Source organism: Streptomyces sp. NPDC001914 (genome assembly GCF_042891215.1).
Lineage (GTDB): Bacteria > Actinomycetota > Actinomycetes > Streptomycetales > Streptomycetaceae > Streptomyces.
This window is the reverse complement of record NZ_JBIASW010000019.1, coordinates 110860-136376: the sequence shown is the minus strand read 5'-3', so window position 1 is coordinate 136376 and position 25517 is coordinate 110860. Positions and strand designations below refer to the sequence as shown.

Annotated in this window: 16 protein-coding genes; 4 read left to right on the top strand and 12 right to left on the bottom strand. The window is 72.4% G+C overall.

Going from position 1 to position 25517, the window contains the following annotated elements:
- Positions 1–80: 80 nt before the first annotated feature.
- Together ACFYYF_RS36090 and ACFYYF_RS36085 are read left to right on the top strand one after the other, a co-directional pair.
- Entirely contained in the window at positions 81–1670 is a 1590-nt protein-coding gene (locus tag ACFYYF_RS36090; RefSeq protein WP_388782478.1) for an MFS transporter, read from the top strand.
- A 161-nt stretch (positions 1671–1831) separates the two neighbouring features.
- A complete protein-coding gene (locus tag ACFYYF_RS36085; RefSeq protein ID WP_388782475.1) occupies positions 1832–4807 on the top strand; it encodes an AAA family ATPase in 2976 nt (991 codons plus the stop codon).
- A gap of 81 nt (positions 4808–4888) precedes the next feature.
- Here ACFYYF_RS36085 and serA read toward each other — a convergent pair whose 3' ends face one another.
- The 6 genes from serA to ACFYYF_RS36055 all read right to left on the bottom strand — a co-directional run bounded on the left by serA (position 4889) and on the right by ACFYYF_RS36055 (position 15093).
- Entirely contained in the window at positions 4889–6478 is a 1590-nt protein-coding gene (gene serA, locus ACFYYF_RS36080; protein ID WP_388782472.1) for a phosphoglycerate dehydrogenase, read from the bottom strand.
- Positions 6479–6782: 304 nt separating this feature from the next.
- On the bottom strand, positions 6783–7784 hold the full coding sequence (ilvC, locus tag ACFYYF_RS36075) for a ketol-acid reductoisomerase (protein ID WP_361692669.1): 1002 nt from the start codon (positions 7782–7784) through the stop codon (positions 6783–6785).
- A gap of 135 nt (positions 7785–7919) precedes the next feature.
- Positions 7920–8447: an acetolactate synthase small subunit gene (gene ilvN / locus ACFYYF_RS36070; RefSeq protein ID WP_037622651.1), complete on the bottom strand. Its 528-nt coding sequence runs from the start codon at positions 8445–8447 to the stop codon at positions 7920–7922.
- 20 nt (positions 8448–8467) lie between these two features.
- On the bottom strand, positions 8468–10324 hold the full coding sequence (locus ACFYYF_RS36065) for an acetolactate synthase large subunit (RefSeq protein ID WP_361692672.1): 1857 nt from the start codon (positions 10322–10324) through the stop codon (positions 8468–8470).
- A gap of 227 nt (positions 10325–10551) precedes the next feature.
- Complete coding sequence (locus ACFYYF_RS36060) at positions 10552–13932, bottom strand: EAL domain-containing protein (protein WP_388782468.1); 3381 nt, start codon at positions 13930–13932, stop codon at positions 10552–10554.
- Positions 13933–14151: 219 nt separating this feature from the next.
- The gene (locus ACFYYF_RS36055) at positions 14152–15093 is read right to left on the bottom strand and encodes a 2-hydroxyacid dehydrogenase (protein WP_388782465.1); all 942 of its coding nucleotides are present in this window, start codon (positions 15091–15093) and stop codon (positions 14152–14154) included.
- 75 nt (positions 15094–15168) lie between these two features.
- Between ACFYYF_RS36055 and ACFYYF_RS36050 the strand changes: the two genes are divergently transcribed.
- Positions 15169–16176, top strand: coding sequence for an aldo/keto reductase (locus tag ACFYYF_RS36050; RefSeq protein WP_388782462.1), 1008 nt, complete (start codon positions 15169–15171; stop codon positions 16174–16176).
- 104 nt (positions 16177–16280) lie between these two features.
- Positions 16281–17462, top strand: a complete 1182-nt coding sequence (locus ACFYYF_RS36045) for a PQQ-dependent sugar dehydrogenase (RefSeq protein WP_388782459.1) — start codon at positions 16281–16283, stop codon at positions 17460–17462.
- 154 nt (positions 17463–17616) lie between these two features.
- Here ACFYYF_RS36045 and ACFYYF_RS36040 read toward each other — a convergent pair whose 3' ends face one another.
- The 6 genes from ACFYYF_RS36040 to ACFYYF_RS36015 all read right to left on the bottom strand — a co-directional run bounded on the left by ACFYYF_RS36040 (position 17617) and on the right by ACFYYF_RS36015 (position 25475).
- The gene (locus tag ACFYYF_RS36040) at positions 17617–20703 is read right to left on the bottom strand and encodes an AAA family ATPase (protein WP_388782456.1); all 3087 of its coding nucleotides are present in this window, start codon (positions 20701–20703) and stop codon (positions 17617–17619) included.
- A gap of 167 nt (positions 20704–20870) precedes the next feature.
- A complete protein-coding gene (locus ACFYYF_RS36035; protein ID WP_361692689.1) occupies positions 20871–21059 on the bottom strand; it encodes a hypothetical protein in 189 nt (62 codons plus the stop codon).
- A 199-nt stretch (positions 21060–21258) separates the two neighbouring features.
- The gene (locus ACFYYF_RS36030) at positions 21259–21894 is read right to left on the bottom strand and encodes a hypothetical protein (protein WP_388782453.1); all 636 of its coding nucleotides are present in this window, start codon (positions 21892–21894) and stop codon (positions 21259–21261) included.
- Between the two features lie 34 nt (positions 21895–21928).
- Positions 21929–22504: a GNAT family protein gene (locus tag ACFYYF_RS36025; protein ID WP_361692694.1), complete on the bottom strand. Its 576-nt coding sequence runs from the start codon at positions 22502–22504 to the stop codon at positions 21929–21931.
- Positions 22505–22508: 4 nt separating this feature from the next.
- Positions 22509–24812: an MMPL family transporter gene (locus tag ACFYYF_RS36020; RefSeq protein ID WP_388782449.1), complete on the bottom strand. Its 2304-nt coding sequence runs from the start codon at positions 24810–24812 to the stop codon at positions 22509–22511.
- Between the two features lie 183 nt (positions 24813–24995).
- A complete protein-coding gene (locus ACFYYF_RS36015; RefSeq protein ID WP_388782446.1) occupies positions 24996–25475 on the bottom strand; it encodes a hypothetical protein in 480 nt (159 codons plus the stop codon).
- Positions 25476–25517 lie beyond the last annotated feature (42 nt).

Here is a 25517-nt window from a genome sequence, read left to right as displayed (position 1 = left end):
CGTCAAGGACGGCTGTTTGATACGCACGTCTTAAACGCTCGTACTAGACAAGCGTTTAAGACGTGCGTACAGTCCCTGCCATGACGAACCCGACGAGCACGACTTCCGCCGCCGACGCCCCCGGGGCACCGGCCGGCCGCCGCGAATGGACCGCCCTCGGCGTCCTGATGCTTCCGCTGCTCCTGGTCTCGATGGACGTCTCCGTCCTCTACTTCGCGATCCCCTCGATCAGCGCGGACCTGGAGCCGAGCGGCACCCAGCAGCTCTGGATCTTCGACATCTACGCGTTCGTGCTCGCCGGACTGCTGATGACGATGGGCTCCCTCGGCGACCGCATCGGGCGCCGCAAGCTGCTCCTGTTCGGCGCCGCGGCGTTCGGCACCGCCTCGGTACTGGCGGCCTACGCGAACAGCGCCGAGATGCTGATCGCGGCCCGCGCGGTCCTCGGCGTGGGCGGCGCGACCCTGATGCCCTCCACGATGGCGATCATCCGGACGATGTTCACCGACCCCGGACAGCGCGCCAAGGCGATCGGGCTGTGGTCCGGCGTCATGACCGGCGGCATCGCCCTCGGCTCGGTGATGAGCGGTGTTCTCGTCGAATACTTCTGGTGGGGTTCCGTCTTCCTGGTCAACCTGCCCGCGATGGCCCTGCTGCTGGTGCTCGGCCCGTTCCTGCTGCCCGAGTCCAAGAATCCCGAGCCGGGCCGCTTCGACCTGCTGAGCGTTCCGCTGTCGATGGCCGCCGTGCTGCCGGTGATCTACGGCGTCAAGGAGATCCCGTCCGAGGGCTGGAAGACCGAGTACGTCGTCTCGGTCCTCGTCGGCCTCGTCTTCACCGCCCTGTTCGTGCACCGCCAGCGCACCGCGAAGTCCCCGCTGATCTCCCCCGCCGTCTTCCGCGGCCGCGGCTTCGCACCCGCCGTCGTCCTCAACCTGATCTCGTCCTTCGGCATGATGGGCTCGGCGTTCTTCACCACCCAGTACCTGCAGTCGGTGCTCGGCAAGAGCTCCATGGCCGCCGCCCTGTGGTCCCTGCTTCCCACCGTCCTGGTCGGCGTGGCCGCGCCCGTCTCGGCACAGCTCGTGCAGAAGGGCGTCCACCGGGCCCACGTCGTCTCCGGCGGCTTCGTCCTCGCCGCCTGCGGCTACGGCCTGCTGGCCTTCGCCGGCACCGACTCCCTGTGGCTCGTGCTGGCCGGCGCGGGCGTCCTCGCCTCCGGGATCGTCACCGTGATGTCGCAGATGATGGACCTGGCCCTCGGCACCGTGCCCCTCGGCAACACGGGCGCCGCCGCCTCCCTGCTGGAGACCGGGGCCGAGTTCGGCGGCGCCCTCGGCATGGCGGTCCTGGGCTCCATCGGCACGGCGGTCTACCGCCACGACATGCCGGCCGGCGTCCCGGCCGCGGCCCACGAGACGCTGGGCGGCGCGCTGGCCGTGGCCGGTCGGCTGCCGGGCGACGGCGGGCGGGCACTGGCCGACGCGGCGCGGGAGGCGTTCACCCACGGCATGCAGGCGGCGGCCGCCGCCGGAACGGTCCTGCTGCTTGGCGCCGCCGTCCTCGCCACGGCGAGCCTGCGCAAGGTGGCGGTGCGCGAGGACGGCGACGACCTCGACGCCGGGACCGGCGAGCCGCTCGCGGCGGCACCCGCCCGGGAAACGGCCTGACACCCGCCCGCCCCCGGCCCTGCGGGCGAACGACCACCACGAGCCCGTCGGCCGGGCGGACCGGGGAACCCCGGTCCGCCCGGCACCGGCATGAAGGGCCCCGTGCCCGATCAGGGCGGCGACGCCGGGGAGTTGTCGGCCCGGCGTGCCAGGATGGGCCTGTGACACAGACATTCGGTACGCCGTTCATCGGCCGGGGTGACGAACTCGCCCGGCTCACCGGCGTGCTGGAGCGTGCCGGGGGCGGCGAGCCGCGCGCGGTCCTGGTGGCCGGCGACGCCGGCGTCGGCAAGACCCGCACGCTCACGGAGGCCGCGGCGCACGCGACCGCCTCCGGCACGACGGTCCTGACCGGTCACTGCGTGGACCTCGGCGACGTGGGCCTGCCGTATCTCCCGTTCACGGAGATCCTCGGCGCGGCGGCCGCCGACGACCGTCTCGCCCCGGCGTTCGCGGCCCACCCGGCGGTGGACCGGCTCACCGGCTCCGGCCCGGGGTCCGGCGGCGCGTCCGACCCCGGCGGCCGGCTCCAGCTCTTCGAGGCCGTCGCCGGTCTCCTGGCCGACCTGGCCGACATCACCCCGCTCCTGCTGATCATCGAGGACCTGCACTGGGCCGACCAGTCCTCCCGGGACCTGCTCCGCTTCCTGCTCAGCCGGGGCGTGCTCCAGCGGCCCTCGGCCGGGAACCCCGCCCGGCGCCTCGCGGTCTTCGCCTCGTACCGCGCGGACGACCTGCACCGCCGCCACCCGCTGCGCCCCCTGCTCGCCGAGCTGATCCGGCTGCCGGCCGTCGACCGGCTGGAGCTGCGGCCCATGGCCGACGCCGACGTGGCCCGGCTCGTGCGCGCGCTGCGCACCGGCCCGGTCTCCGACACCACGGTCCACAGCATCGTCGAGCGCGCCGAGGGCAACGCCTTCTACGCCGAGGAACTGCTCGCCGCGCTGCCCGGCGACGACGCCCCCGTCTCCCCCGCCATGCCCAGCGGACTCGCCGACGTCCTCCTCATCCGCATCGAGCAACTCTCCGACACCGCCCAGCAGGTGCTGCGCACGGCGGCCGTCGCGGGGCGCCGCGTCGAGCACGAACTGCTGCGTGACGCCGTACAACTGCCGGAGGAGGAACTGGAGTCGGCGCTGCGCGAGGCCGTCGGCCACCAGCTCCTGGTGCCCGGGGGCGACGCGACGTACTCGTTCCGGCACGCGCTCACCCGCGAGGCCGTGTACGCCGACCTGCTGCCCGGTGAACGGGTGCGGCTGCACAGCCGGTTCGCCGGACTCCTCGCCGGACCCGCCCGTTCGGCGAAGAACGCGGCGGAGCGCGCGCACCACTCGCGCGAGAGCCACGACCTGGCCGACGCGCTCACCGCCTCCCTCGAAGCCGCCGATCACGCCCAGCGCGTCGGCGCGCCCGCCGAGGAGCTGCGCCACCTGGAGGCCGCACTCGAACTGTGGCCCGCGGTCGACGCCGGCGCCCGCCCCGAGAGCGCCGGTCCCGTCACCCTCACCCTGCGCGCCGCGGCCGCCGCCGCCAGCTCCGGGGAGATGCATCGCGCGGTCCACCTCACCCGGGACGCGCTCGCCCGGGCCGGCTCGGACGCCGACTCCGAGCTCGCCGCCCGCGTGCGGTACACCCTCGCGGGCAACCTGATGCGGATCGACAGCCTGAAGGACGCGTTCACGTACAGCAGCGAGGCACTCGCCCTGATCCCCGCCGAACCGCCCTCGTACACCTGGGTGTGGGCGGCGGCGACCCATGTCATGGCGGCCCGCCTGGTGGGGCGGGACGAGGACGCCGAGCGGGTCGCCCGGCAGGCGCTCGGCACCGCCGAACAGCTCCGGCTGGACGACGCCCAGGCCGACCTGACGATCTCCCTCGTCGGCATGGAGACGGACAACCGGCGCACCCCGAAGGGCCGCGAACGTCTGCGCCGGGCACGTGAACTGGCCCACGGCGCCGGGAACTTCCCGGTGGAGATGCGGGCGCTGTTCAACCTGGCCATCGGGGCCTACGAATCCGGTGACCTGGAGGAGTGCCTGACCTGGCTCGGCGACGGTGTGGACCGCGCCCGTCGCGCCGGTCTCCTCCCCTCGCCGTACGCCCTGGAGCTGCGCTACCTCCAGTCGCTGGTGCTCTACACGCTGGGCCGCTGGGACGCGTGCGCGCGAGCGGCCGCCGAGGACGCCGAACTGCTCCCGGCCGCCGCCGGGTTCGCGTCGGGTCCCGCCCTGTACGTGGCTCTGGCCCGCGGAGCCCGGGAAGCGGCCGTCGCCGGGGCGCGCGCCCTGCTCGACCGGCCCTTCGACTGGATGTCGACGCTCGTCGCGAGCATCGTCCTGACCGACGCGGCGGCCCACGGCGGCGACACCGAGGAGGCCGTACGGCGGCTGCGCACCGCGGCCGAGGACCTCACGGACGTCACCGGCACCGGACCGCCGCCCGTCGTGGTGCGGCTCGCCGCGCTCGCGCTGTCGGCGGTCGCGGACGCGGCGGAGGAGGCGCGCCGCACCGGCGACACGGCCGGCGGCGACCGCTGGGCGGACACCGCGACCGAGCTGGTGGAGCTGGCGAGGACCGCGGCGGCCCCCGGCGGCAGGGACGACGGGCAGGGGCCCGAGGGCCGGGCCTGGTCCGCCCGCGCCGAGGCGGAGTGGCTGCGGGCGCGCACCGGTCCGGACGTGGCGGCCTGGGAGCGGGCGGTCGCGGCCTTCGGCTACGGCGATCCGTACGAGCTGGCCAGGAGCCGGCGGCGGCTGGCGGAGGCCCTGCTGGCCGCGGGCCGCCGCGAGGAGGCCGGAGAACAGGCCCGCGCCGCCCGCGACACCGCCGTCGATCTCGGAGCGGAGCCGCTGCGCGAGGCCCTGGACGCGCTCGTGCGGCGCGGCGGTCTCGCCGAGTCACCGGCCGCCGGGGAGCGCATCGCCGCGCTCACCGCCCGGGAGAGCGATGTGCTGCGGCTGCTCGGCCGCGGACGCACCAACCGCCAGATCGGCGAGGAACTGTTCATCAGCGGCAAGACCGCGAGCGTCCACGTCTCCAACATCCTCGCCAAGCTGGGTGCCGCGAGCCGCACCGAGGCGGTGGCCATCGCCTACCGCGAGGGCCTGATCGAGCCGGAGACGACACCGTCCGCGTGAGCGTCCGAAACGGCCGGGGCCGGGACACCGACTCGGTGTCCCGGCCCCGGCCGTCGTGCGGGAAGCCGCCCCGGAGCGGCCTCAGACCAGGTTGACCGACCGGGCCGAGGTCGCGCCGATCTCCGCGGCGAGCTCGGTGAGGACGGTCGGCGGCACGGTGTCGTCGACCGTGAGGACCGCGAGGGCCTCGCCACCGACGTCCGCGCGGGCGACCTGCATGCCGGCGATGTTGATGCCGGACTCGCCGAGGATGCGGCCTACGGTGCCGACGACACCGGGACGGTCCTCGTAGCGCAGGACGAGCATGTGGTCGGCGAGCGCCAGGTCCACGTCGTAGTCACCGACGGCGACGATCTTCTGGAGGTGCTTCGGGCCGGCCAGCGTGCCGGAGACCGCGACCTCCTGGCCGTCGCCGAGCGTGCCGCGCACGGTGACCACGTTGCGGTGGTCGGGGGACTCGGAGCTCGTGGTCAGCCGGACCTCGACGCCGCGCTCCTGCGCGAACAGCGGGGCGTTGACGTAGCTCACGGTCTCGTCGACGACGTCCTCGAACACGCCCTTGAGCGCGGAGAGTTCGAGCACCTTGACGTCGTGCTGGGTGATCTCGCCGTACACCTCGACGTCGAGGCGGACCGCGACCTCGCCCGCGAGGGCGGTGAAGATGCGGCCGAGCTTCTCGGCGAGCGGCAGACCCGGCTTGACGTCCTCGGCGATGACGCCGCCCTGGACGTTGACCGCGTCCGGGACGAGCTCACCGGCGAGGGCGAGGCGCACCGAGCGGGCGACGGAGATGCCCGCCTTCTCCTGGGCCTCGTCCGTGGAGGCGCCGAGGTGCGGGGTGCAGACGACCTCGTCGAGCTCGAACAGCGGGGAGTCCGTGCAGGGCTCCTTGGCGTACACGTCGAGGCCGGCGCCGGCGACGCGGCCCTCCTTGAGCGCCGAGTACAGCGCCTCCTCGTCGACGATCCCGCCGCGCGCGGCGTTGACGATGCGCACCGTCGGCTTGACCTTGTGCAGGGCCTCGTCGCCGATGAGACCGAGGGTCTCGGGGGTCTTCGGCAGGTGCACGGTGATGAAGTCCGCGACCTCGAGCAGCTCGTCGAGGGTGAGGACCTTGACGCCCATCTGCGCGGCCCGCGCGGGCTGGACGTAGGGGTCGTAGGCGACGACCTTCATGCCGAACGCGGACATGCGCTGCGCGACGAGCGCGCCGATGCGGCCGAGGCCGACGACACCGAGGGTCTTCTCGGCCAGCTCGACGCCGGTGTACTTGCTGCGCTTCCACTCGCCGTTCTTCAGCGCCGTGTTGGCCTGCGGGATGTGGCGCGCGGTGGCGAGGAGGAGACCGCAGGCCAGCTCGGCCGCGGTCACGATGTTCGAGGTGGGGGCGTTGACGACCATCACGCCGGCCTTGGTGGAGGCGGAGACGTCGACGTTGTCCAGGCCGACGCCGGCTCGTGCGACGACCTTCAGCTTCTTGGCGGCGGCGACGGCCTCGGCGTCGACCTTGGTGGCCGAGCGGATCAGGATGGCGTCGACGTCGGCGATGGCGGGCAGCAGCTCGGCACGGTCCGCGCCGTTGCAGTGCCGGATCTCGAAGTCCGGGCCCAGGGCGTCGACGGTCGCGGGCGACAGCTCTTCAGCGATGAGTACGACAGGTTTCGAGCTCACGTGAGTCCTCACAAGTCCAATGCGGACGGCCGTCCCGACGGCCGCAGGCGGTGGAGGGTTTGCAGCGGCCCCGGGGTGTGCCTGCACTTCTTGGGGGTCGCTCGAGCCGCGTGGAAGACGCACGACGCTGTGGGCCTGACGCGTTGTTGCTGTGCAGTGTAGTGGCGCCGCGGAGGTCGTCCTGCGCCTCCGCGGAAGGATCACCCGTCCGTGGCTGGACGGGATGTCCAACACCGTGGCCACGGGCGTTACCCGGGGTTCGACGAAGGGGCCGGAGCATGCCGCTCCGGCCCCTTCCTGCGGCTTACGCCTCGTCGTCGTTGACCCACGACATGAGCTTGCGCAGCTCCTTGCCGGTGGTCTCCAGGAGGTGGTTCTCGTCCTGGGTCTTGTACTCGTTGTACTTCTTCAGGCCCGAGTGGTACTCGTCCATCCAGTTACGGGCGAACGTGCCGTCCTGGATCTCGGCGAGGACCTGCTTCATCTCGGCCTTGGTGGCGTCCGTGATGATGCGGGGGCCGGTGATGTAGTCGCCCCACTCGGCGGTCTCGGAGACGGACCAGCGCATCTTCTCCAGGCCGCCCTCGTACATGAGGTCGACGATGAGCTTCAGCTCGTGCAGGCACTCGAAGTACGCGATCTCCGGCTGGTAGCCCGCCTCGGTCAGCGTCTCGAAGCCGGCCTTGACCAGGGCGGCGGTGCCACCGCAGAGGACGGCCTGCTCACCGAACAGGTCGGTCTCGGTCTCCTCGGTGAAGGTGGTCTTGATGACGCCGGCGCGGGTGCCGCCGATGCCCTTGGCGTACGAGAGGGCGAGCGCGAAGGCGTCGCCGGTCGCGTCCTGCTCGACGGCCGCGATGCAGGGGACGCCGCGGCCCTCTTCGTACTGGCGGCGCACGAGGTGGCCGGGGCCCTTGGGGGCGACCATGCAGACGTCGATGCCGGCCGGGGGCTTGATGAAGCCGTAGCGGATGTTCAGGCCGTGACCGAAGAACAGCGCGTCGCCGTCCTTGAGGTTGTCCTTGATGGACTCCTCGTAGACCTGGGCCTGGATCGGGTCCGGCACCAGGATCATGATGACGTCGGCCTCGGCGGCGGCCTCCGACGGGGTCACCACGCGCAGGCCCTGCTCCTCGGCCTTCGCCTTGGACTTGGAGCCCTCGTGCAGACCGACGCGGACGTCGACACCCGAGTCACGCAGGGACAGCGCGTGGGCGTGGCCCTGGCTGCCGTAGCCGATGACCGCGACCTTGCGGCCCTGGATGATGGACAGGTCTGCGTCGTCGTCGTAGAACAGCTCGGCCACTGGGGTTCTCCTTGTTTTCCGGTATTTCCGGTGTTGCGTCCCACCGTACGGCGGGCGGGGGAAGTGAAGTTCTCGGGTCTCGGTATACGGGCGGGCCGGGTGGGCGGCCCGCCCGTATACCGGGGGACTGCCTGCCTAGGCCGACCGGTCCAGCGCGCGCAGCGAGCGGTCGGTGATCGAACGCGCCCCGCGTCCGATCGCGATCGTGCCGGACTGGACGAGCTCCTTGATGCCGAACGGCTCCAGCATCTTGAGCATGGCCTCCAGCTTGTCGGCGCCGCCGGTGGCCTCGATCGTGACGGCCTCCGGGGAGACGTCCACGGTCTTGGCGCGGAACAGCTGCACGATCTCGACGATCTGGGAGCGCGTCTCGTTGTCGGCGCGCACCTTCACCAGAACGAGTTCCCGCTGAACGGCCGAACCGGGTTCCAGTTCGACGATCTTCAGGACGTTGACGAGCTTGTTGAGCTGCTTGGTGACCTGTTCGAGGGGAAGTTCCTCGATCACGTTCACCACGATGGTGATGCGGGAGATCTCGGGGTGCTCGGTGACCCCCACGGCGAGGGAGTCGATGTTGAAGCCGCGCCGGGAGAACAGGGCGGTGATCCGGGCGAGGACACCGGGCTTGTTCTCGACGAGGACGGAGAGGGTGTGCTTGCTCATGGGTCTGACTCGGCTCTCTCTCAGTCGTCTTCGTTGTCGCCGAAGTCGGGGCGGACGTCCCGGGCGAACATGACCTCGTCGTTGGAGGTGCCGGCGGCGACCATCGGCCACACCATCGCGTCCTCGTGGACGATGAAGTCGACCACGACCGGGCGGTCGTTGATCGAGTTCGCCTCCTCGATCACCTTGTCGAGGTCGTCCGGGGACTCGCAGCGGATGGCGTGGCAGCCCATCGCCTCCGACAGCTTGACGAAGTCCGGGACGCGGGTGCCGGCGCTCGGCTGCTTGCCGTCCGCGTCCGGGCCGCTGTGCAGCACGGTGTTGGAGTAGCGCTGGTTGTAGAAGAGGGTCTGCCACTGGCGGACCATCCCGAGGGCGCCGTTGTTGATGATGGCGACCTTGATCGGGATGTTGTTCAGGGCGCAGGTGGTGAGTTCCTGGTTGGTCATCTGGAAACAGCCGTCGCCGTCGACCGCCCAGACCGTGCGGTCCGGCTGTCCCGCCTTGGCGCCCATGGCGGCCGGGACCGCGTAGCCCATCGTTCCGGCGCCGCCGGAGTTCAGCCAGGTGGAGGGCTGCTCGTACTGGATGTAGTGGGCGGCCCACATCTGGTGCTGGCCGACGCCGGCCGCGAAGATCGTGCCCTCCGGGGCGAGCTGTCCGATGCGCTCGATGACCTGCTGCGGCGAGAGCTGGCCGTTGTCGGGCTGCTCGTAGCCGAGCGGGTAGGTCTCGCGCCAGCGGTTGAGGTCGCTCCACCAGGCGGTGTAGTCGCCGGCGTTCCCCTCGCTGTGCTCCTTCTGGACCGCCTGGACCAGATCGGCGATGACCTCGCGGGCGTCTCCGACGATCGGCACGTCCGCGGCGCGGTTCTTGCCGATCTCGGCCGGGTCGATGTCGGCGTGGACGATCTTGGCGAACGGGGCGAAGCTGTCCAGCTTGCCGGTGACGCGGTCGTCGAAGCGGGCTCCGAGGGCGACGATCAGGTCGGCCTTCTGCAGCGCGGTGACGGCGGTGACCGAACCGTGCATGCCCGGCATTCCCACGTGCAGCGGGTGGCTGTCGGGGAACGCGCCGAGCGCCATCAGGGTGGTGGTGACGGGCGCTCCGGTGAGTTCGGCGAGGACCTTCAGCTCTGCGGTGGCGTGCGCCTTGAGGACGCCGCCGCCGACGTACAGCACGGGCCGCTTGGCCTGGCTGAGCAGCTTGGCGGCCTCGCGGATCTGCTTGGCGTGCGGCTTGGTCACCGGACGGTAGCCGGGCAGGTCCTGGGTGGGCGGCCACTGGAAGGTGGTCTTGGCCTGGAGGGCGTCCTTGGCGATGTCGACGAGGACGGGGCCGGGCCGGCCGGTGGAGGCGATGTGGAAGGCCTCCGCGATCGTCCGCGGGATGTCCTCGGCCCGGGTGACCAGGAAGTTGTGCTTGGTGACCGGCATCGTGATGCCGACGATGTCCGCCTCCTGGAAGGCGTCCGTGCCGATCGCCTTGGACGCGACCTGCCCGGTGATCGCCACGAGCGGCACCGAGTCCATGTGCGCGTCGGCGATCGGGGTGACCAGGTTGGTCGCGCCGGGGCCGCTGGTCGCCATGCAGACACCGACCTTGCCGGTGGCCTGCGCGTAGCCGGTGGCCGCGTGGCCTGCGCCCTGCTCGTGGCGCACGAGCACGTGCCGCACCCGCTTGGAGTCCATCAGCGGGTCGTACGCCGGAAGGATCGCACCGCCGGGAATGCCGAATACGGTCTCGGCCCCGACCTCCTCGAGCGAGCGGATGAGGGACTGCGCGCCCGTGACGTGCTCGGGGGCGGACTGCTGTCCTCCGGAACGGGGCCGCGGCTGCGGATGGTGGGCCCCGGTGGCCTGCTCGGTCATCGGCATTCTCTTCTCGATGCTGAGGGTTTTTGCGACTTTTGTGCGGTGTACGACTGCTGCCTGTGCAACAAAAAACCCCTCGTGCCGTGAGGCAAGCGAGGGGAGCGCGCCGGGTGCGGTCGCCGGGTGTTCCGGATCCTTCCGGAGGCCACCTGACTTCAGCCGACGCGCTTTCCAAGTACGAGAATTCGGGTGCGCATGGCATTGACCCTCCCCCCGGCACGCACCGACTGTCAAGTGGGTGGGACGGGAGTCTCATTATGTGAGCGGAGGGCGGTTCCGCCCCCCAGGACGACAGGCACTCCACTCGTATACACCCCCGCGCCCCCGCCGCCCGCGAACACCGGCTCGGCAGGGCCGTCGGGCACCGGATAGTGGCCGGAAGAGAGCGCTCTGCGCAGCCGGTACTCGTCCAGCGGCCCGGAGAACGCCATGCCCTGCCCATGGGTGCAGCCCATCGCGCGCAGGGCGACGACCTGCTCCGGGAGATCCACCCCGTCGGCCACGGACTGGAGTCCCAGATCGGCGGCGATCCGCAGCAGCCCACTGGTGATCTTGTGCAGCCGGGCGGACTCGACGACCCCTTCGACCAGACTCCTGTCGAGGCGCAGGACGTCGACCGGGAGCCGTCTCAGTGCCGTGATCGCCGCGTAGCCGCTGCCGAAGCCGTCCAGGGCGATCCGCACACCGAGACGCCTGAGCGCGTTCAGCCGGCGCTCCAGCTCGTCCAGCGGGACCCTCGGGTCGGTGTCGGACAGTTCGACGATCAGGCCGCCCGAGGCGAGGCCGTGCCGGGTCAGCAGGGACTCCACGGAGCCGAGCGGCATCGAGCGGTCCACCAGACGCCGGGCGGTCATACGGACGGTGACCGGCACGGCGACACCGGCGGCGGTGCGCTCGGCGGCCTGGCCGACGGCCTCGTCGAGCATCCAGCGGCCGAGCTCGGCGGTCCGCTCGCTGTCCTCGGCGACCCGCAGGAACTCGGCGGGCGTGAAGAGCACCCCTTGGGAGGAACGCCAGCGCGCCTGTGCGGTGACGGACGCGATCCGGCCGTTCTCCAGCGACACCACGGGCTGGTGCAGCAGGGCGAACTCGCCGTCCTGCAGTGCGGAGCGCAGCCGGGTCGCCAGTTCCGCCCTGCGGACCACGTCCTGCTGCATCTGGGGCACGTAGAGCTCCACGCGCCCCTTCCCGGCCGCCTTGGCGCGGTACATGGCGAGGTCGGCGTTGCGCAGCAGCTCACCGGCGCCCAGGCCCGGTTCGGCGAAGCCGACGCCGATGGACGCGGCGACCCGGACATCGTTGCCGTCGATACAGTACGGCTGGGAGAGCCTGATCCGCAGACGGTCGGCGAGTTCCCGTACCTGCTGCTCACGGGCCGAGCGGTCGCGGCCTCCGTCACCGACGATCAGGGCCGCGAACTCGTCCCCGCCGAGCCGGGCGGCGCAGTCGCCGTGCCGGACGGAGTCCTGGAGTCTGCGGGCGGCCTGGACGAGCAGTTCGTCGCCGGCCTGGTGCCCGATGGTGTCGTTGACCGCCTTGAAGCCGTCGAGGTCGATGAAGAGGACGGCGGTCCCCCGGTCTGTGGAGCGGCGCCCGGACAGGGCCTGCTGGACGCGCCGGGTGAACAGCGCGCGGTTGGGCAGGTCGGTGAGCGGGTCGTGCTCGGCGTTGTGCTGCAACTGCGCCTGGAGCCGCACGCGTTCGGTGACGTCACGGCTGTTGAAGATGAGGCCGCCGTGGTGCCGGTTGACGGTGGACTCCACGTTCAGCCAGCCGTCGTCGCCGGACCGGAACCTGCACTCGATCCGCGTCGTGGGTTCCTCGGTCTGGCTGGCGGCGAGGAAGCGCCGTACCTCGTGGACCACGCAGCCGAGGTCCTCGGGGTGGATGAGGGAGGCGAGTTCGGAGCCGACCAGGTCCTCGGCGGCCCGGCCGTAGACCCCGGCGGCGGCCGGGCTGACGTATCTCAGGATGCCGTTCGGCGCGGCGATCATGATGACGTCGCTCGAACCCTGCACCAGGGAGCGGAAGTGGTTCTCCTTCTGGGCCAGTTCCTGGGTGAGGGTGATGTTGTCGAGCAGCATGATGCCCTGGCGCACCACGAGGGCGAGGACGACGAGGCCGGCGGTGACGAGCACCACGCGGTCCACCCTGCGCCCGTTCAGGATGTTGTACAGGATCCCCAGCGTGCAGACGGCGGCGGCCAGATAGGGCGTCAGGGCGGCCAGCGAGCCGGTGATCGGACGCGCCGCCGCCGGAGAGCGGTCGGGGCCCCGGGAGCCCTCGGGCGCGGGTCCGCCCCGGCCTGCGTCGCCGGGGTCCGGCTGCTCCTGCCGCCCCTGGCCGTCGTGGGTGCCGGGCTGCTCCTGCGCGCCTCCCGGTCCGTACGGCGGACGGGTGTCCTGGGGTCCGGGCGAGGCGTGGCTCCCCGGGGGTCCGTACTGCCCTTCCCTGCGCTGCCCGGGAATGCCCTCCGACGCCACGCGGGCGTGCTCCCGCGAGCCCTGTGCGTCCGGCCCGCCCGGGTCCGGTCCGCGGCGTTCCGGGCCCCGGGGCCCGGGTCCGCGCGGGTCCGGGCCGTAGACGTCGATGCCGTGCTCGTCGGTGGCGTGCTCCTCGCCGGTCCGCTCCCCGGCCTCGCTCCCCTGCCGGGTGACGACCCAGGGAGCGTAGGCGAGGAGCAGCGAGCCGGCGAACCAGCCCGCGTCGAGGAGCTGGCCCGAGTGGTAGCTGTTGTGCAGGAGCGGCGAGGTGAACAACGCGTCGCACATCACCGTCAGGGCGAGCGCCCCGATCGCCGTGTTCACCGCCGACCGGTTCACCGAGGAGCGCCTGAAGTGCAGGGCGAGCACCATGCTGACGAGCGCGATGTCCAGCAGCGGGTACGCGAGCGAAAGCGCGGTGTGGGCGACGCTCGGCCCGTCGAACCGCGCGGCCTGCGCGAGCGCCAGACTCCAGGACAGGGTGAGCAGCGATCCGCCGATCAGCCAGGCGTCCAGCACGAGGCACACCCAGCCCGCCTTGGTGACCGGCCGCTTGGCGAGCACCAGCAGTCCCACGATGGCGGGCGGGGCGAAACAGAGGAAGAAGAGATCGGCGTAGCTCGGGGTGGGCACGGGACGGTCGAGGACCACCTCGTACCACCCCCAGACCAGGTTGCCGAGCGAGGCCATCGCCGAGGAGAGCGCGAACAGCAGCCACGCGGGCCGAAAGCGGCTTCGGCGCCTGCGGGCGTAGAGGAAACAGGAGACCGCCGCGGTGCCCGCGGCGACGCTCAGCCCGAAGTCGCCCATGACCAGGGCGAGATGTGTGGAGCCCCAGCCGAGCGCGGAACCGACGGCGTAGGCCGCGCACACCAGGGCCAGCACGAGTTGCGAGAACAGGCCCGTCCCGCCGTCGAACACCGTCCGACGGGTCACCAGCGCTCCTGGGGAGCTCACCGGGCCCACCCTGTCCGCGCCCCGGGGTCCAGCCGGTCCCGGCCCGCCGGGTGCCCGTGCCTCCGGCGGCCCGGATGCCTGCGGTGGTGATGGCTGCCGTGACCGCGGCTGTGCGTGGCCGCGCGCCAGGGTCGTCGGCGGCGGCCCCGCCGCGTCGGATCGTTGGTCCATAGGCCGTGCATCGCCCGTCGCCCCCCTCGCAGTCTCAAAGTCCGTCCCCGGCGCCGAACGGTGCGCGGCGCAGCCCCTGTCCGGACGATACACCAGTCTCGTCACTCAGGGACATAGTTCCTCTACGCTCCGTGACGACCAGGGACTATGCCGGTACTGCCCGCATCCGGAGAACTGCGGAGAGTGCCCGAGGCGGGCGGCGAGCGGACAGGGCGTCGCTCAGGTGCCGGTGGTAATGACCACGTTGCGCAACGGCTCCCGGTTCACGAAGCGGGTGAGCTGATCGGCGAGCAGCCGCTTCGCGCGGGGCCAGAACGCCGATGTGGGCCCCCCGACATGGGGGCTGATGAGCACCCCGGGCGCCTGCCACAGCGGGTGGCCCGGCGGGAGCGGTTCGGGGTCGGTGACGTCGAGGGCCGCGGTGATGCGCCCGCTCTTCAGCTCGCCGAGCAGCGCGTCGGTGTCGACGACGGGTCCGCGGGCCATGTTCACCAGGAGCGCGCCGTCCTTCATCCGGGACAGGAAGCCGGCGTCCACCAGGCCGCGGGTGCCGTCGGTGAGCGGTACGGACAGCACGACGACGTCGAACTCGGGCAACAGGGAGGGCAGTTCGGTGAGGGGGCGCACGGGACCGCGCGCGGTGGCGCGGGCGGAGCGTGCGACGCGCGCCACCCGTGCGAGCTCGAACGGCGCGAGCCTGTCCTCGATGGCGGCGCCGATCGAGCCGTACCCCACGATGAGAACGGACTTGTCGGCCAGCGAGGGACGGAAGCCCGAGCGCCACTCCTGCTTGTCCTGGCCCCGCACGAAGTCGGGGATGCCGCGCAGCGAGGCGAGGATCAGGGCGAGCGCGAGTTCGGCGGTGCTCGCCTCGTGCACCCCGCGGGCGTTGCACAACTCCACGCCGGAGGGCAGGGAGTTGAGGCTCGGCAGCACGTGGTCGACACCGGCGGAGAGGGTCTGCACGACGCGGACCGACGTCATTTCGGCCATCGGCCGCTGCGAGACGGCGGGCGGCTTCATGTAGGGCACGACGTAGAACGCGCAGTCGGCGGGATCCGCGGGAAACTCCTGGCCGCCGTCCCAGAAGAGACAGTTGAGGCCCTCGGGGAGTCCGTCGATCTCGTCCGCGCGGAAGGGGAGCCAGACATCGGAAGTCATGGTCAGGAGGTTATGCCAGGCGCCCATGCGCGCAGAGGTTAGGTTGGGAGCCGGCAGAAGGAGGATCACGGCCAGGTGGAGCGCAGAACGATCGGGGCCGCGGCGCTCGGTGTGGGGGCGGTCGGACTCGGATGCATGCCGATGAGCTGGGCTTACACCGGGTCACGACAGCGCGGCGAGGAGTCGCTGCGCGCGGTGAACGCGGCACTGGACCGGGGGTCGACGCTGCTCGACACGGCCGACATGTACGGGCCCTTCACCAATGAGCTGCTCGTGGGACGCGTACTGCGGGAACGGCGCTCCGAGGCCTTCGTGTCGACCAAGGTAGGTCTGCTGGTGGGTGACCAGCACCTCGTGGCCAACGGCCGCCCAGGCTACGTGAAGCGGGCGTGCGACGCGTCGCTGCGCCGGCTCCAGACGGACGTCATCGACCTCTACCAGCTCCACCGCGCGGACCCGGAGATACCGGTCGAGGAGACGTGGGGCGCGATGGCCGAGCTCGTCGCGGCCGGAAAGGTCCGCTCGCTCGGGCTGTGCGCGGTGGGTGCCGGGTCCGGCCGCCGGACGGGGACGCGGCTGCACGACGGAACGATCCGGCTGCTGGAGCGGGTGCAGCAGGTCTTCCCGGTGAGCACGGTGCAGGCCGAGCTGTCGGTGTGGTCGACGGAGGCCCTGGAGGCGCTGCTGCCGTGGTGCGCGGCGCGCGGGGTCGGGTTCCTCGCGGCGATGCCGCTCGGCAACGGCTTCCTGACCGGGACGCTGACCCCCGGCGAGGGCTTCGAGCCCGACGATCACCGGGCCCGCCATCCCCGCTTCACCGCGGAGATGATGGCCGCGAACCAGCCCATCGTCGTGGGGCTGCGGCGCGTCGCGCGGCGGCACGGGGGCGGCGCCCGTCCCGTCACGCCCGCGCAGGTGGCGCTGGCGTGGGTCCTGGCGCAGGGGCCGCACGTCGTCCCGGTGCCGGGGGCCAAGCGGGAGCGCTGGGTCGCCGAGAACGCGGGGGCGGCCGGACTGCGGCTGACGGCGGAGGATCTCGCCGAGGTGGCGGCGCTGCCGGGGGCGCTGGGATCCTGGGACTGAACGGCGCTTCCGGAGCCCGGCGCGGATCTCCCGGCCCGGACCGGGAACCCAGGGGGACGCGAGCGGTGTATGAACAGGAGGACCGCCGCGTCGAAGGGACACAGATGGTGCAAGTTCGAGCAGTGACAGTCGTGTTGGCCGCGAGCGCGCTTCTGGTGACGGCCGGCTGTTCTTCCGGGGAGGGGGGAGGCGCGGACGGCTCGGGCACGCCTCCCGGCATCCAGGGCGGGTCGTCCCACGCGCCGTCCGCCCCGAGCGCCACCGCGACCGCCACCGGTGAGACCCCTCCGGCGAAGGGCTCGGTGAAGGTCCTGCGCACCGTCACCGAGGGCCTGGACAGTCCCTGGGGCCTCGCGCCGCTGGCCGACGGCGGCCTGCTGGTGTCCTCGCGGGACAAGGGGACGATCACCCGGATCGACGAGAAGACCGGCGCGAAGACCGTGCTGGGCGAGGTTCCCGGAGTGGCCCCGGCCGGCGAGGGCGGCCTCCTCGGCATCGCGCTCTCGCCCGACTACGCCTCCGACCACATGATCTACGCGTATCTGACCACGGTCTCCGACAACCGCATCGTCCGCATGCTGTACGACGAGCGGAAGCCCTCCGGCGAGCAGCTCGGCGCGCCCGACACGATCTTCAAGGGTATTCCCAAGGGCATGATCCACAACGGCGGCCGGATCGCCTTCGGTCCGGACCGGATGCTCTACGCGGGCGCGGGCGAGACGGGCGACCGGGGCCTGGCCCAGGACAAGAAGTCGCTCGGCGGGAAGATCCTGCGCATGACGCCGGAGGGCGAGCCCGCGCCGGGCAACCCGTTCCCGGACTCGGTCGTGTACTCGTACGGGCACCGCAACGTCCAGGGGCTCGCCTGGGACGACAAACAGCGGCTGTGGGCCTCGGAGTTCGGCCAGGACACCTGGGACGAGCTGAACCAGATCAAGCCGGGCGACAACTACGGCTGGCCGGTGGTGGAAGGGATCAGCCACAACTCGGCGTACCACGATCCGGTCGTGCAGTGGAAGACCGACGAGGCCTCCCCGAGCGGGATCGCCTACGCCGGGGGGTCCATATGGATGGCGGCTCTGAGGGGCGAACGCCTGTGGCGTATCCCGCTGAACGGCACCGAGGCGTCCGCGGCGCCGCAGGCCTTCCTTTCGGGGAAGTACGGCCGCCTCCGTACGGTCGTCTCCGCGGGCGGGGACCGGCTCTGGCTGACGACGAGCGAGACCGACGGCCGCGGCACTCCCGTGAAGGGCGACGACCGGCTCCTGGAGCTGGAGGTGGAGTAGGGCGGCGGCGGGCCGGGGCGGCTGCCGCGCGACGATCGGGCGGGCCGAAGGGTGACCGCGCTGCGCCCGCGGGCCGACGCGACGCCCGGGCGGGCCGAAGGGTGACCACGACGAACGCGCTGTTCCCCGGCCCGGTCTCCCCCGGGTGCGGCCCTCAGCCGGCCGCCCGGGTGGCCGGGGTGTCCGGCGGGAAGAGCCGGAGCCGGTGGGCCACCGCGGCCGCCTCGCCCCGTCCCGAGACGTCCAGCTTGGCCAGGATGTTCGAGACGTGGACGCTGGCCGTCTTCGGGGAGATGAAGAGTTCCTCGGCGATCTGGCGGTTGCTGCGCCCGGCGGCGACCAGCCGCAGGACGTCGCGCTCGCGGCTCGTGAGGCCGAACGCGGCCGCGGGGTCGGCCGGAGCGGCCCGGGACGGTTCGGGCAGGTGCTCCAGGGTGAGGCGGGCGCGCTGGGCGAGCAGCGTGACGGCCTCGGCGAGCGGGCGTGCCCCGAGGTGTGCGGCGGCGGCGCCGGCCAGCCGCAGGAGTTCCGCGGCGCGGTCGCGCACGTGGTCGTCCGCGCCCGTGAGCAGCAGGGACTCGGCGAGACGCAGGCGGACCCGGGCGAGGTCGTAGGGGCGCTCCAGAGGTTCGACGGCCTCGACCACCTCGGACCACCGGTCCGGGCTGATCGCGCCGTCGGCCCGCCGGAGTTCGGCGCCCAGCCATGCGGCGTGGGCGTTCCAGACGGGTGCCCCGGTGGCCAGGGTCCGCGCGGCCGTGCGGACGCGTTCCAGGGTGGGGGCGCGGCCGGGGGCGGCGACGGGCAGGCCGCGGGCGTCGGCCTCCGCGGTGACGGCGGCCAGCAGCAGCGGCCAGGCGTAGCGCTGGGTGCCGGGCGGGAAGCCGGTGGCCAGGGCCTCCTCCAGGGTGGTGCGGGCGTCGAGGAAGCGGCCCTCGCCCGCCGCGATGCCGATGGTGGTGCACAGCAGCGGCAGGGAGTGCTGGGGCATCGGGTCATGGGTGCCGAAGTGTTCGCGGGCGGCGGCCAGTTGGCGTCCCGCCTCGCCGAGGTCACCGCGGGCCAGGGCCACGGGCGCGAGCCGGGAGGCGCCCACCCCGGAGGCCTTGCCGCCGAGTCCGATGGCCAGGGCGTTGCGGGCGGCTTCGGCGGCCTCGTCCCAGCGGCCGAGCGCGTACAGCGATTCGGACAGGTTGCCCCAGACCCAGGCCTGGGTGTCCAGCAGGCCGTTCCGGCAGGCGAGTTCTATGCCCTCGCGGAGGATGGCGACGGCCTCGCGGGAACGGCCGACCGACTCCAGGTGGGAGGGCAGGTTGATGTGCAGACGGCCCACGACGTACGCGGCGCCCTGGCGGTTGGCCCGCTCCCTGACCCGGTACATCTCCGCGAGTCCCGCCTCGACGTCCCCCGCGTCGACCATCAGGCCGCCGAGGGTGAGCCGGGCGTTCAGCTCGGTGTCCCGGGCGCCCACCATGTGCGCGTACTCCACGGCGCGTTCGGCGGCGGAGAGGGCTCCGTGGCCCGGCTGGTGGACCATGCACCAGGCGGCGACCATGGACAGCACCTCGGCGTGCACCTGGGAGGGCGGCAGACCGCGCACCAGGTCCTGGGCGGTGGCGAGTTCCTTCCAGCCGTTGCCGCGGACCTGCGCCTGTACGAGCCGGGAGCGCTGGATCCAGAACCAGGCGGCGCGCAGCGGATCGCCCTCGTCCTCCAGGAGGTGCAGCGCCCGCCGGGTCGTCCTCAGGGCCCGTTCGCGTTCCCCGCACAGCCGGCCGGCGACAGCGGCCTCCGCCATCAGGTCCAGGTAACTCAGGGGCTTGGAAGGGCAGTCGGGGCCGGCGGGAACGTCTCCGTGGCCGTCGGGCAGCGGAGGGGGATAGGCCTCCACGTAGTCGATGGGGCGCAGTTCGGCCCGTACGGTGTCGGGGACCGCCTCCCACAGCTCCATCGCCCGCTCCAGGAGCCGCAGTTGCTCGGAGTGGGCGTGCCGGCGGCGGGCCTCGACCGAGGCGTCGAGGACGGCGGGCAGGGCCTTGGCGGCGTCGTGGGCGTGGTACCAGTAGCTGGCCAGCCGGGTGACGCGTTCGTCGGCCGGTACGAGCGCCGGGTCGGTCTCCAGGGCCTCGGCGTAGCGGCGGTTGAAGCGGGAGCGCTCGCCGGGCAGCAGGTCGTCGCTGACGGCCTCGCGGACCAGGGAGTGGCGGAAGCGGTAGCCGTCGCCGCCGGGCGAGGCGATCAGGATGTTGGCGCCGACGCAGGCGCGCAGGGCCTCGATGAGGTCGTCCTCGGCGAGCCGGGCCACGGCGGCGAGCAGCGGGTACTCGACGGTGCTGCCGCCCTCGGCGACGATCCGGGCGACCCGCTGGGCGCTCTCGGGCAGTCCTTCGACCCGGACGAGGAGCAGGTCGCGCAGGGTGTCCGTGAGTCCGGTGCGACAGCCTTCACCGGCGGCGACGGCGAGTTCCTCGACAAAGAACGCGTTGCCGTCGGAGCGGGCGAAGATCTCGTCGGCCTGGGCGGTGTCGGGTTCGCGGGCGAGGATTCCGGCGATCTGGCGGCCGACCTCGGCCCGGTTGAAGCGGCCGAGGTCGATGCGGCGGACCGTGCGCAGGCGGTCGAGTTCGGCGAGCAGGGGGCGCAGCGGATGGCGGCGGTGGATGTCGTCGGCGCGGTAGGTGGCGATCACGACGAGACGGCCGCTGCGCAGCGTGCGGAAGAGGTAGGCGAGCAGATGGCGGGTGGAGGCGTCGGCCCAGTGCAGGTCCTCGAGCACGACGACGACCGTGCGGTCCGCGGCGACCCGTTCCAGCAGGCGGGCTGTGAGTTCGAAGAGACGGGCCATGCCGTGCTCCTCGTACTGCCGTTCCCGGGTCGTCTGCGCGAGTTCGGGCAGGAGGCGGGCCAGTTCCTCCTCCTGTCCGGCGGCCGCGGCGGCCAGTTCGCCGGGCAGGGCGCGGCGCAGGGCGCGCAGGGCGGTGGAGAAGGGTGCGAAGGGAAGGCCGTCGGCGCCGATCTCTACACAGCCGCCGGAGGCGACGACGGCGCCCTCGCGGGTGGCGGCGCCGGAGAACTCCTCCAGGAAGCGGGTCTTGCCGACGCCGGCCTCGCCGCCGAGCAGGAACGCCTGTGGCTCTCCCCCGGCGGCGGCGCGGGCGAGCGCGTCGTTCAGCACGTCCAGTTCGGCGGCGCGTCCGACGAACACCGGGCTGACGGACCTGGTCTCCACGGGCCCGAGCATGGCACAGCCGTCCGCCGGCGGGGCACCGGTCGCCGGGACGGCGATCAGTGCCCCGCCGGCCGGACGGCCCGTGGACGGTGGGAGGCGGCCGGCCGCCGCGGGACGGCCCTCCCGCACGGCCTGTGGACGGCCGGAGGGTGCCCGGCCGTCCACGGGTGCCCCGGTGCTCACGCGGTGCGGGCCGACCGGTGCCTGCGGGGGCGGTCGCTATGGGCCCGTTCGGTGTCGCCCTGTGCGGACCGCTGGGCGCGGCGGGCGGCCCGGCGGCCGCCGGCGGCCTCCTTGGCGAGCCGGTAGGTCTGGGCCCTGCGGATCATTTCCTCGGACCGGGCCTGCTGGAGCTCGAACTCGAACATCTCGTACCCCTCGTGAAGTGTCGGTTTCGGTCTCGCTTGTTCGCGATGCCTCAACCTTCGTCTCCCAGGGGGGTGCGCCACATCGGGAGAGTTCCGCATCTTGGGAACGCGAAGGGCCTTAGGGCGGCGGCCGGTTTCCCGTGCCGGCCCTAAGGCCCCTCTGAGGTGTCGGTTCTCCGGTCCTGCCCGGCCCCGGGACTCAGCTCGTGGAGGGCAGTCCGAGGAGGACGTCGGAGTACTTGGCGACGGCGAGCACCAGACCCACGACGCCGAGGGAGACGCCCGCCCAGGCGACGGACTTGATCCAGGCGGCCTGCGGCCTGCCGGGGGCGCCGAAGGCGGGCCTGACCAGCACGAAGACGCCGATGATCAGGGCGGCCAGCGCGAAGAGGCCGCCGACCAGCGCGGTGGTCGCCCAGGCGTCGCCGTAGACCTCCTTGACCTGCGTGGCCACGCTCGCGGTCGACGACGTCTCGAGCTGGCCGACCAGGGTCTCGCGGGCGGCCGCCACGGTGGCGACCCAGCTCCCGGTCAGCGACACCAGGCCGAGGGCGGCGGACACCACGGCGGCGGCACCCTGGCCGACACCGCCGTCCCGGTCCGCCTCGGACTCCTCGGCGGCGGCGAGGGCTTCGTCGGCGTCCTCGTCGGCCTCGTCCTGCTCGTCGGCGTCCTGGTCGGCCTCGTCCCGCGCCTCGGTGTCGGACGCGGGCCCGGCCCCTTCGCCGGTGGACGCCGCGGCCGTGCCGGCCTCGGTGACGTCCACGGTCTGCTCGTCGCGCTCCGCCTCGGTACCGGTCTCGGCCCCGGCCTCGTCAACTGTCTTGGTTCCCATGCGGGCACCGTACGGACGATGTCTGAGAGCTTCCTTAACGATGCGCGGGAGCGGTGTCCGCGCGTGCGGCACGCCACTCGGGGGCGAGCAGGGACCACACCTCGAGGTCGTGCCGGACGCCGTGATGGGGATGCTTCTCGCGGAGCACGCCGTCCCGGCTCATGCCGAGGCGCCGGGCCACGTTCAGGCTCGGGACGTTGCCCGCCGCGGCGACCCACTCCACGCGGTGGATGCCGCGCTCCTCGACCGCCCAGTCGATGAGGATCCGCATCGCGCGGGTGACCAGACCGCGGCCGGAGGCGGCGGGTTCCAGCCAGCAGCCGACCTCGCAGGTGCCCTGGGCCGCGTCGAAGTTCAGGAAGAGCACGCCGCCCACGAGTTTGCCGTCGAGCCACAGTCCGTGCAGGGACCCGGTGTCCGCGCAGCGCATGTCCGCGTACCTCTGGAGCTGTGCCCGCGCGGACGGCACGTCCGTGGACCGGGCCCCGAAGGGGATGAACCGCCCGATGAACTCGCGTCCGCGGTCCAGGTGCGCGAGGAACTCCTCGGCGTGCCAGGGCTCCAGCGGCCGCAGCTGCGCTCCGTCGTCGCCCAGGGATATCGCGTACATCCCGTCACCGCTCCTTGATCGTCACGTCCTTCGCCCCGGCGTCCGGTACCTCGGCGTCCCGCAGGACGGCGCCGGCCGCCGCGTGGCCCAGTACGTCCGCCGCCTCGGCGTCCGTGGCCTCGGCCAGCCTCTCATGCGCGGCCCGGCATTCGGGCGGCTCGATGCTGATGCGCGGCAGCCTCCGGTCGAGCGCCCGGGGCAGCCACCAGTTGGCGTCGCCGAGCAGGTGCATGAGGGCGGGGACGAGGAGCGTGCGCAGGACGAAGGCGTCCAGGGCCACGGCGGCGGCCAGGGCGATGCCGAACATCGCGATGACGCGGTCTCCGCTGAGCACGAAGGCGAGGAAGACCGAGATCATGATGACGGCGGCGGAGTTGATCACCCGGCTGGTCTCGGCGAGGCCGACGCGTACGGCACGCCGGTTGTCACCGGTCTCCAGCCACTCCTCGTACATCCGGCTGACCAGGAACACCTGGTAGTCCATGGAGAGCCCGAAGAGCACCGACACCATGATCACGGGGAGGAACGGCTCGATCGGGCCGGCGCGGCCGAGGCCGAGCAGTTCGCTCCCCCAGCCCCACTGGAAGATCGCGACGACGACTCCGAAGGCGGCGGCGACGGCGGCGATGTTCATGACCGCGGCCTTGAGGGGGATGCCGATCGAACGGAACGCGAGCAGCAGCAGGACACAGCCGAGGCTGATCACGACACCGACGAAGAGCGGGAGCTTGCCGATGATGACGTCCGCGAAGTCGTCGTAGCTCGCCGTCACACCGCCGACCTGTACGTCGAGGGAGGTGCCGGACTCGGCGCGCGGCAGGACGTCCGTGCGCAGCCGGTCGACGAGGTCGCTGGTCTTCTGGGACTGCGGAGCGGAGTCCGGGACGACGGTGAGCAGGGCGGTGTCCCCGGCGCTGTTGTACGTCACCGGGGTCGCCGAGGCGACGCCCTCGGTGGTGCGCAGCGTGGAGTCCAGGTTGTCCAGGGCGAGCCTGTCCTCGGCGCCGCCGACCTTGGTGACGAGGGTCAGGGGTCCGTTCACCCCGGGGCCGAAGCCCTCCGAGACGAGGTCGTACGCCTGCCGGGTGGTCGTCGTCCTCGGGTCGTTGCCCTGGTCGGACGTGCCCAGGTGGAGGGAGAGCGTGGGGAGGGCGAGCACGGTCATCACGACGACGGCCACGACGCCGAGCAGCTTGGGGTGGCGCTCCACGAAGGCGGACCAGCGGGCGGCGAACCCGGTGGCCATCTCCGGCTCGGGCCCGTGCTCCTCCAGCCGCCGCCGCTCGCGGCGGCTGAGCGCGCGCGGACCGATGAAGGAGAGCAGCGCGGGCAGCAGGGTCACGGAGGCCGCGACGGTGAGCACGACGGTCAGGGAGGCGGCGATCGCCACACCGTTGAGGAAGCTGAGCCTGAGGATGAGCATGCCCAGCAGGGCGATGCAGACGGTGGCGCCGGCGAAGACGACCGCGCGTCCGGTGGTCGCCACGGCGTTCTGGGCCGCCTCGGCCACCGTCAGTCCGCGTTTGAGGCCGCGCCGGTGTCTGGTCACGATGAACAGCGCGTAGTCGATGCCGACGCCGAGGCCCACCAGCATGCCGAGCATGGGTGCGAAGTCGGCGACGGTCATGGCGTGTCCGAGGAGCACGATGCCGAAGTAGGCGGTGCCGACGCCGACCAGGGCGGTGGCGATGGGCAGCATGGAGGCGGCGAGCGAGCCGAAGGCGAGGAAGAGGACCACGGCGGCCACGGCCACGCCGACGATCTCGGCCGTGTGTCCGCCGGACGGCTTGGTGAGGGAGATCGCGGTGCCGCCGAGCTCGACGTCGAGGCCCTTGGCCTCGGCGTCCTTGGCGGTGTCGACGACGGCCTGCACCTCGCCCTTGTCGAGGTCCTCGGCCCGGTCGGCGAAGGTGATGGTGGCGTACGCCGTCCGGCCGTCCTGGCTGATCCGGCCGTCCGAGTCCGTCCGTCCCGATCCCTGCTGCGTGTACGGGCTGTCGACGGAGGCCACTCCGGGCAGCTTCTCGATCTTGTCCAGGGCCCGGGTCATCGACTGTTCGACGTCCGCGGAGCGGACCGTGCCCGAGCCGGTGTGCCAGACGACGGTGTCGCTGTCGCCGCCGAGTCCGGGGAAGCCGCTGTTCAGGAGCTGCGTCGCGCGGCCCGATTCGGTGCCGGGGACTTCGTAGTCGTTGGAGTACGCGGAACCCGTCACGGCCGCGGCAGCGGTCACCCCGCCGAAGGCCACAAGCCAGAGCAGAAGGGCGATGAGGCGATGCTGGACGCACCACCGTGCAAGGGCTGCCACGAACGAGCTCCCCGGGGGATTTGTGGATCTTTACCGGGAATTGCCCGCAAAGAACACATGACTAATGCGTCATCACTCTTGCAGCCGGAAGTGATCCTTTGTCGCATTCGTGGGCTTACTCACAGGGCCGCGTCCGATGTCACAGGGAATACGCGTGGCCCCGGTCACCCCGCCCGTCACAGCTCAGTCCAACTGGTCACCCACAGCCATGACCATCACGCCGACGATCATCAGCCACAGTGCCCGCCGGGTGCGGCCCTTGGCGCCGAGCACCGACGCGCCGGCGCACAGAACGGCTCCCGAGGCATAGGAGAGGGGTATGAGCGCGGTGCCCGAGCCGCCGGTGCGCATCACCGACGCGGCGAGTCCGGCGACGGTCAGCAGGACTCCGGTCCCGACTGCGGTCCAGCGCGCCCGGCGCGCCTCCGGATCGTCGCCTTGATCCTCGTCCTGGTCCTCGCCTTGGTCCTCGCGCTCGGCCGGGTCGGGATCCCGGGCCTCCGGGGTCCGGGCCTCCGGGTCCTCGGCCCCGGCGTCGCGGGGCTCGCGGTCCTGCGTCGTGCCGTCCTGCGTCGTACTGTCCTGCCTCGTGCCGTCCTGCGTCGTACGGTCGTGCGCTTCTGTCGTGCGGTCGTGCGTCTCGGAGTCGGTGCTTCCACTCATGGCGCGGGAGCGTAGCGCGTTGACCTGAGCACGCCGACACAG

Excerpts from the sequence above, each read along its gene's own strand:
- ACFYYF_RS36090 (WP_388782478.1), top strand. The coding sequence starts at position 81 with ATGACGAACCCGACGAGCACGACTTCCGCCGCCGACGCCCCCGGGGCA.
- ilvN (WP_037622651.1), bottom strand. The coding sequence starts at position 8,447 with ATGAGCAAGCACACCCTCTCCGTCCTCGTCGAGAACAAGCCCGGTGTC.
- ACFYYF_RS36065 (WP_361692672.1), bottom strand. The coding sequence starts at position 10,324 with ATGCCGATGACCGAGCAGGCCACCGGGGCCCACCATCCGCAGCCGCGG.
- ACFYYF_RS36060 (WP_388782468.1), bottom strand. The coding sequence starts at position 13,932 with ATGGACCAACGATCCGACGCGGCGGGGCCGCCGCCGACGACCCTGGCG.
- ACFYYF_RS36055 (WP_388782465.1), bottom strand. The coding sequence starts at position 15,093 with ATGACTTCCGATGTCTGGCTCCCCTTCCGCGCGGACGAGATCGACGGA.
- ACFYYF_RS36045 (WP_388782459.1), top strand. The coding sequence starts at position 16,281 with ATGGTGCAAGTTCGAGCAGTGACAGTCGTGTTGGCCGCGAGCGCGCTT.
- ACFYYF_RS36040 (WP_388782456.1), bottom strand. The coding sequence starts at position 20,703 with ATGCTCGGGCCCGTGGAGACCAGGTCCGTCAGCCCGGTGTTCGTCGGA.
- ACFYYF_RS36035 (WP_361692689.1), bottom strand. The coding sequence starts at position 21,059 with ATGTTCGAGTTCGAGCTCCAGCAGGCCCGGTCCGAGGAAATGATCCGC.
- ACFYYF_RS36030 (WP_388782453.1), bottom strand. The coding sequence starts at position 21,894 with ATGGGAACCAAGACAGTTGACGAGGCCGGGGCCGAGACCGGTACCGAG.
- ACFYYF_RS36025 (WP_361692694.1), bottom strand. The coding sequence starts at position 22,504 with ATGTACGCGATATCCCTGGGCGACGACGGAGCGCAGCTGCGGCCGCTG.
- ACFYYF_RS36015 (WP_388782446.1), bottom strand. The coding sequence starts at position 25,475 with ATGAGTGGAAGCACCGACTCCGAGACGCACGACCGCACGACAGAAGCG.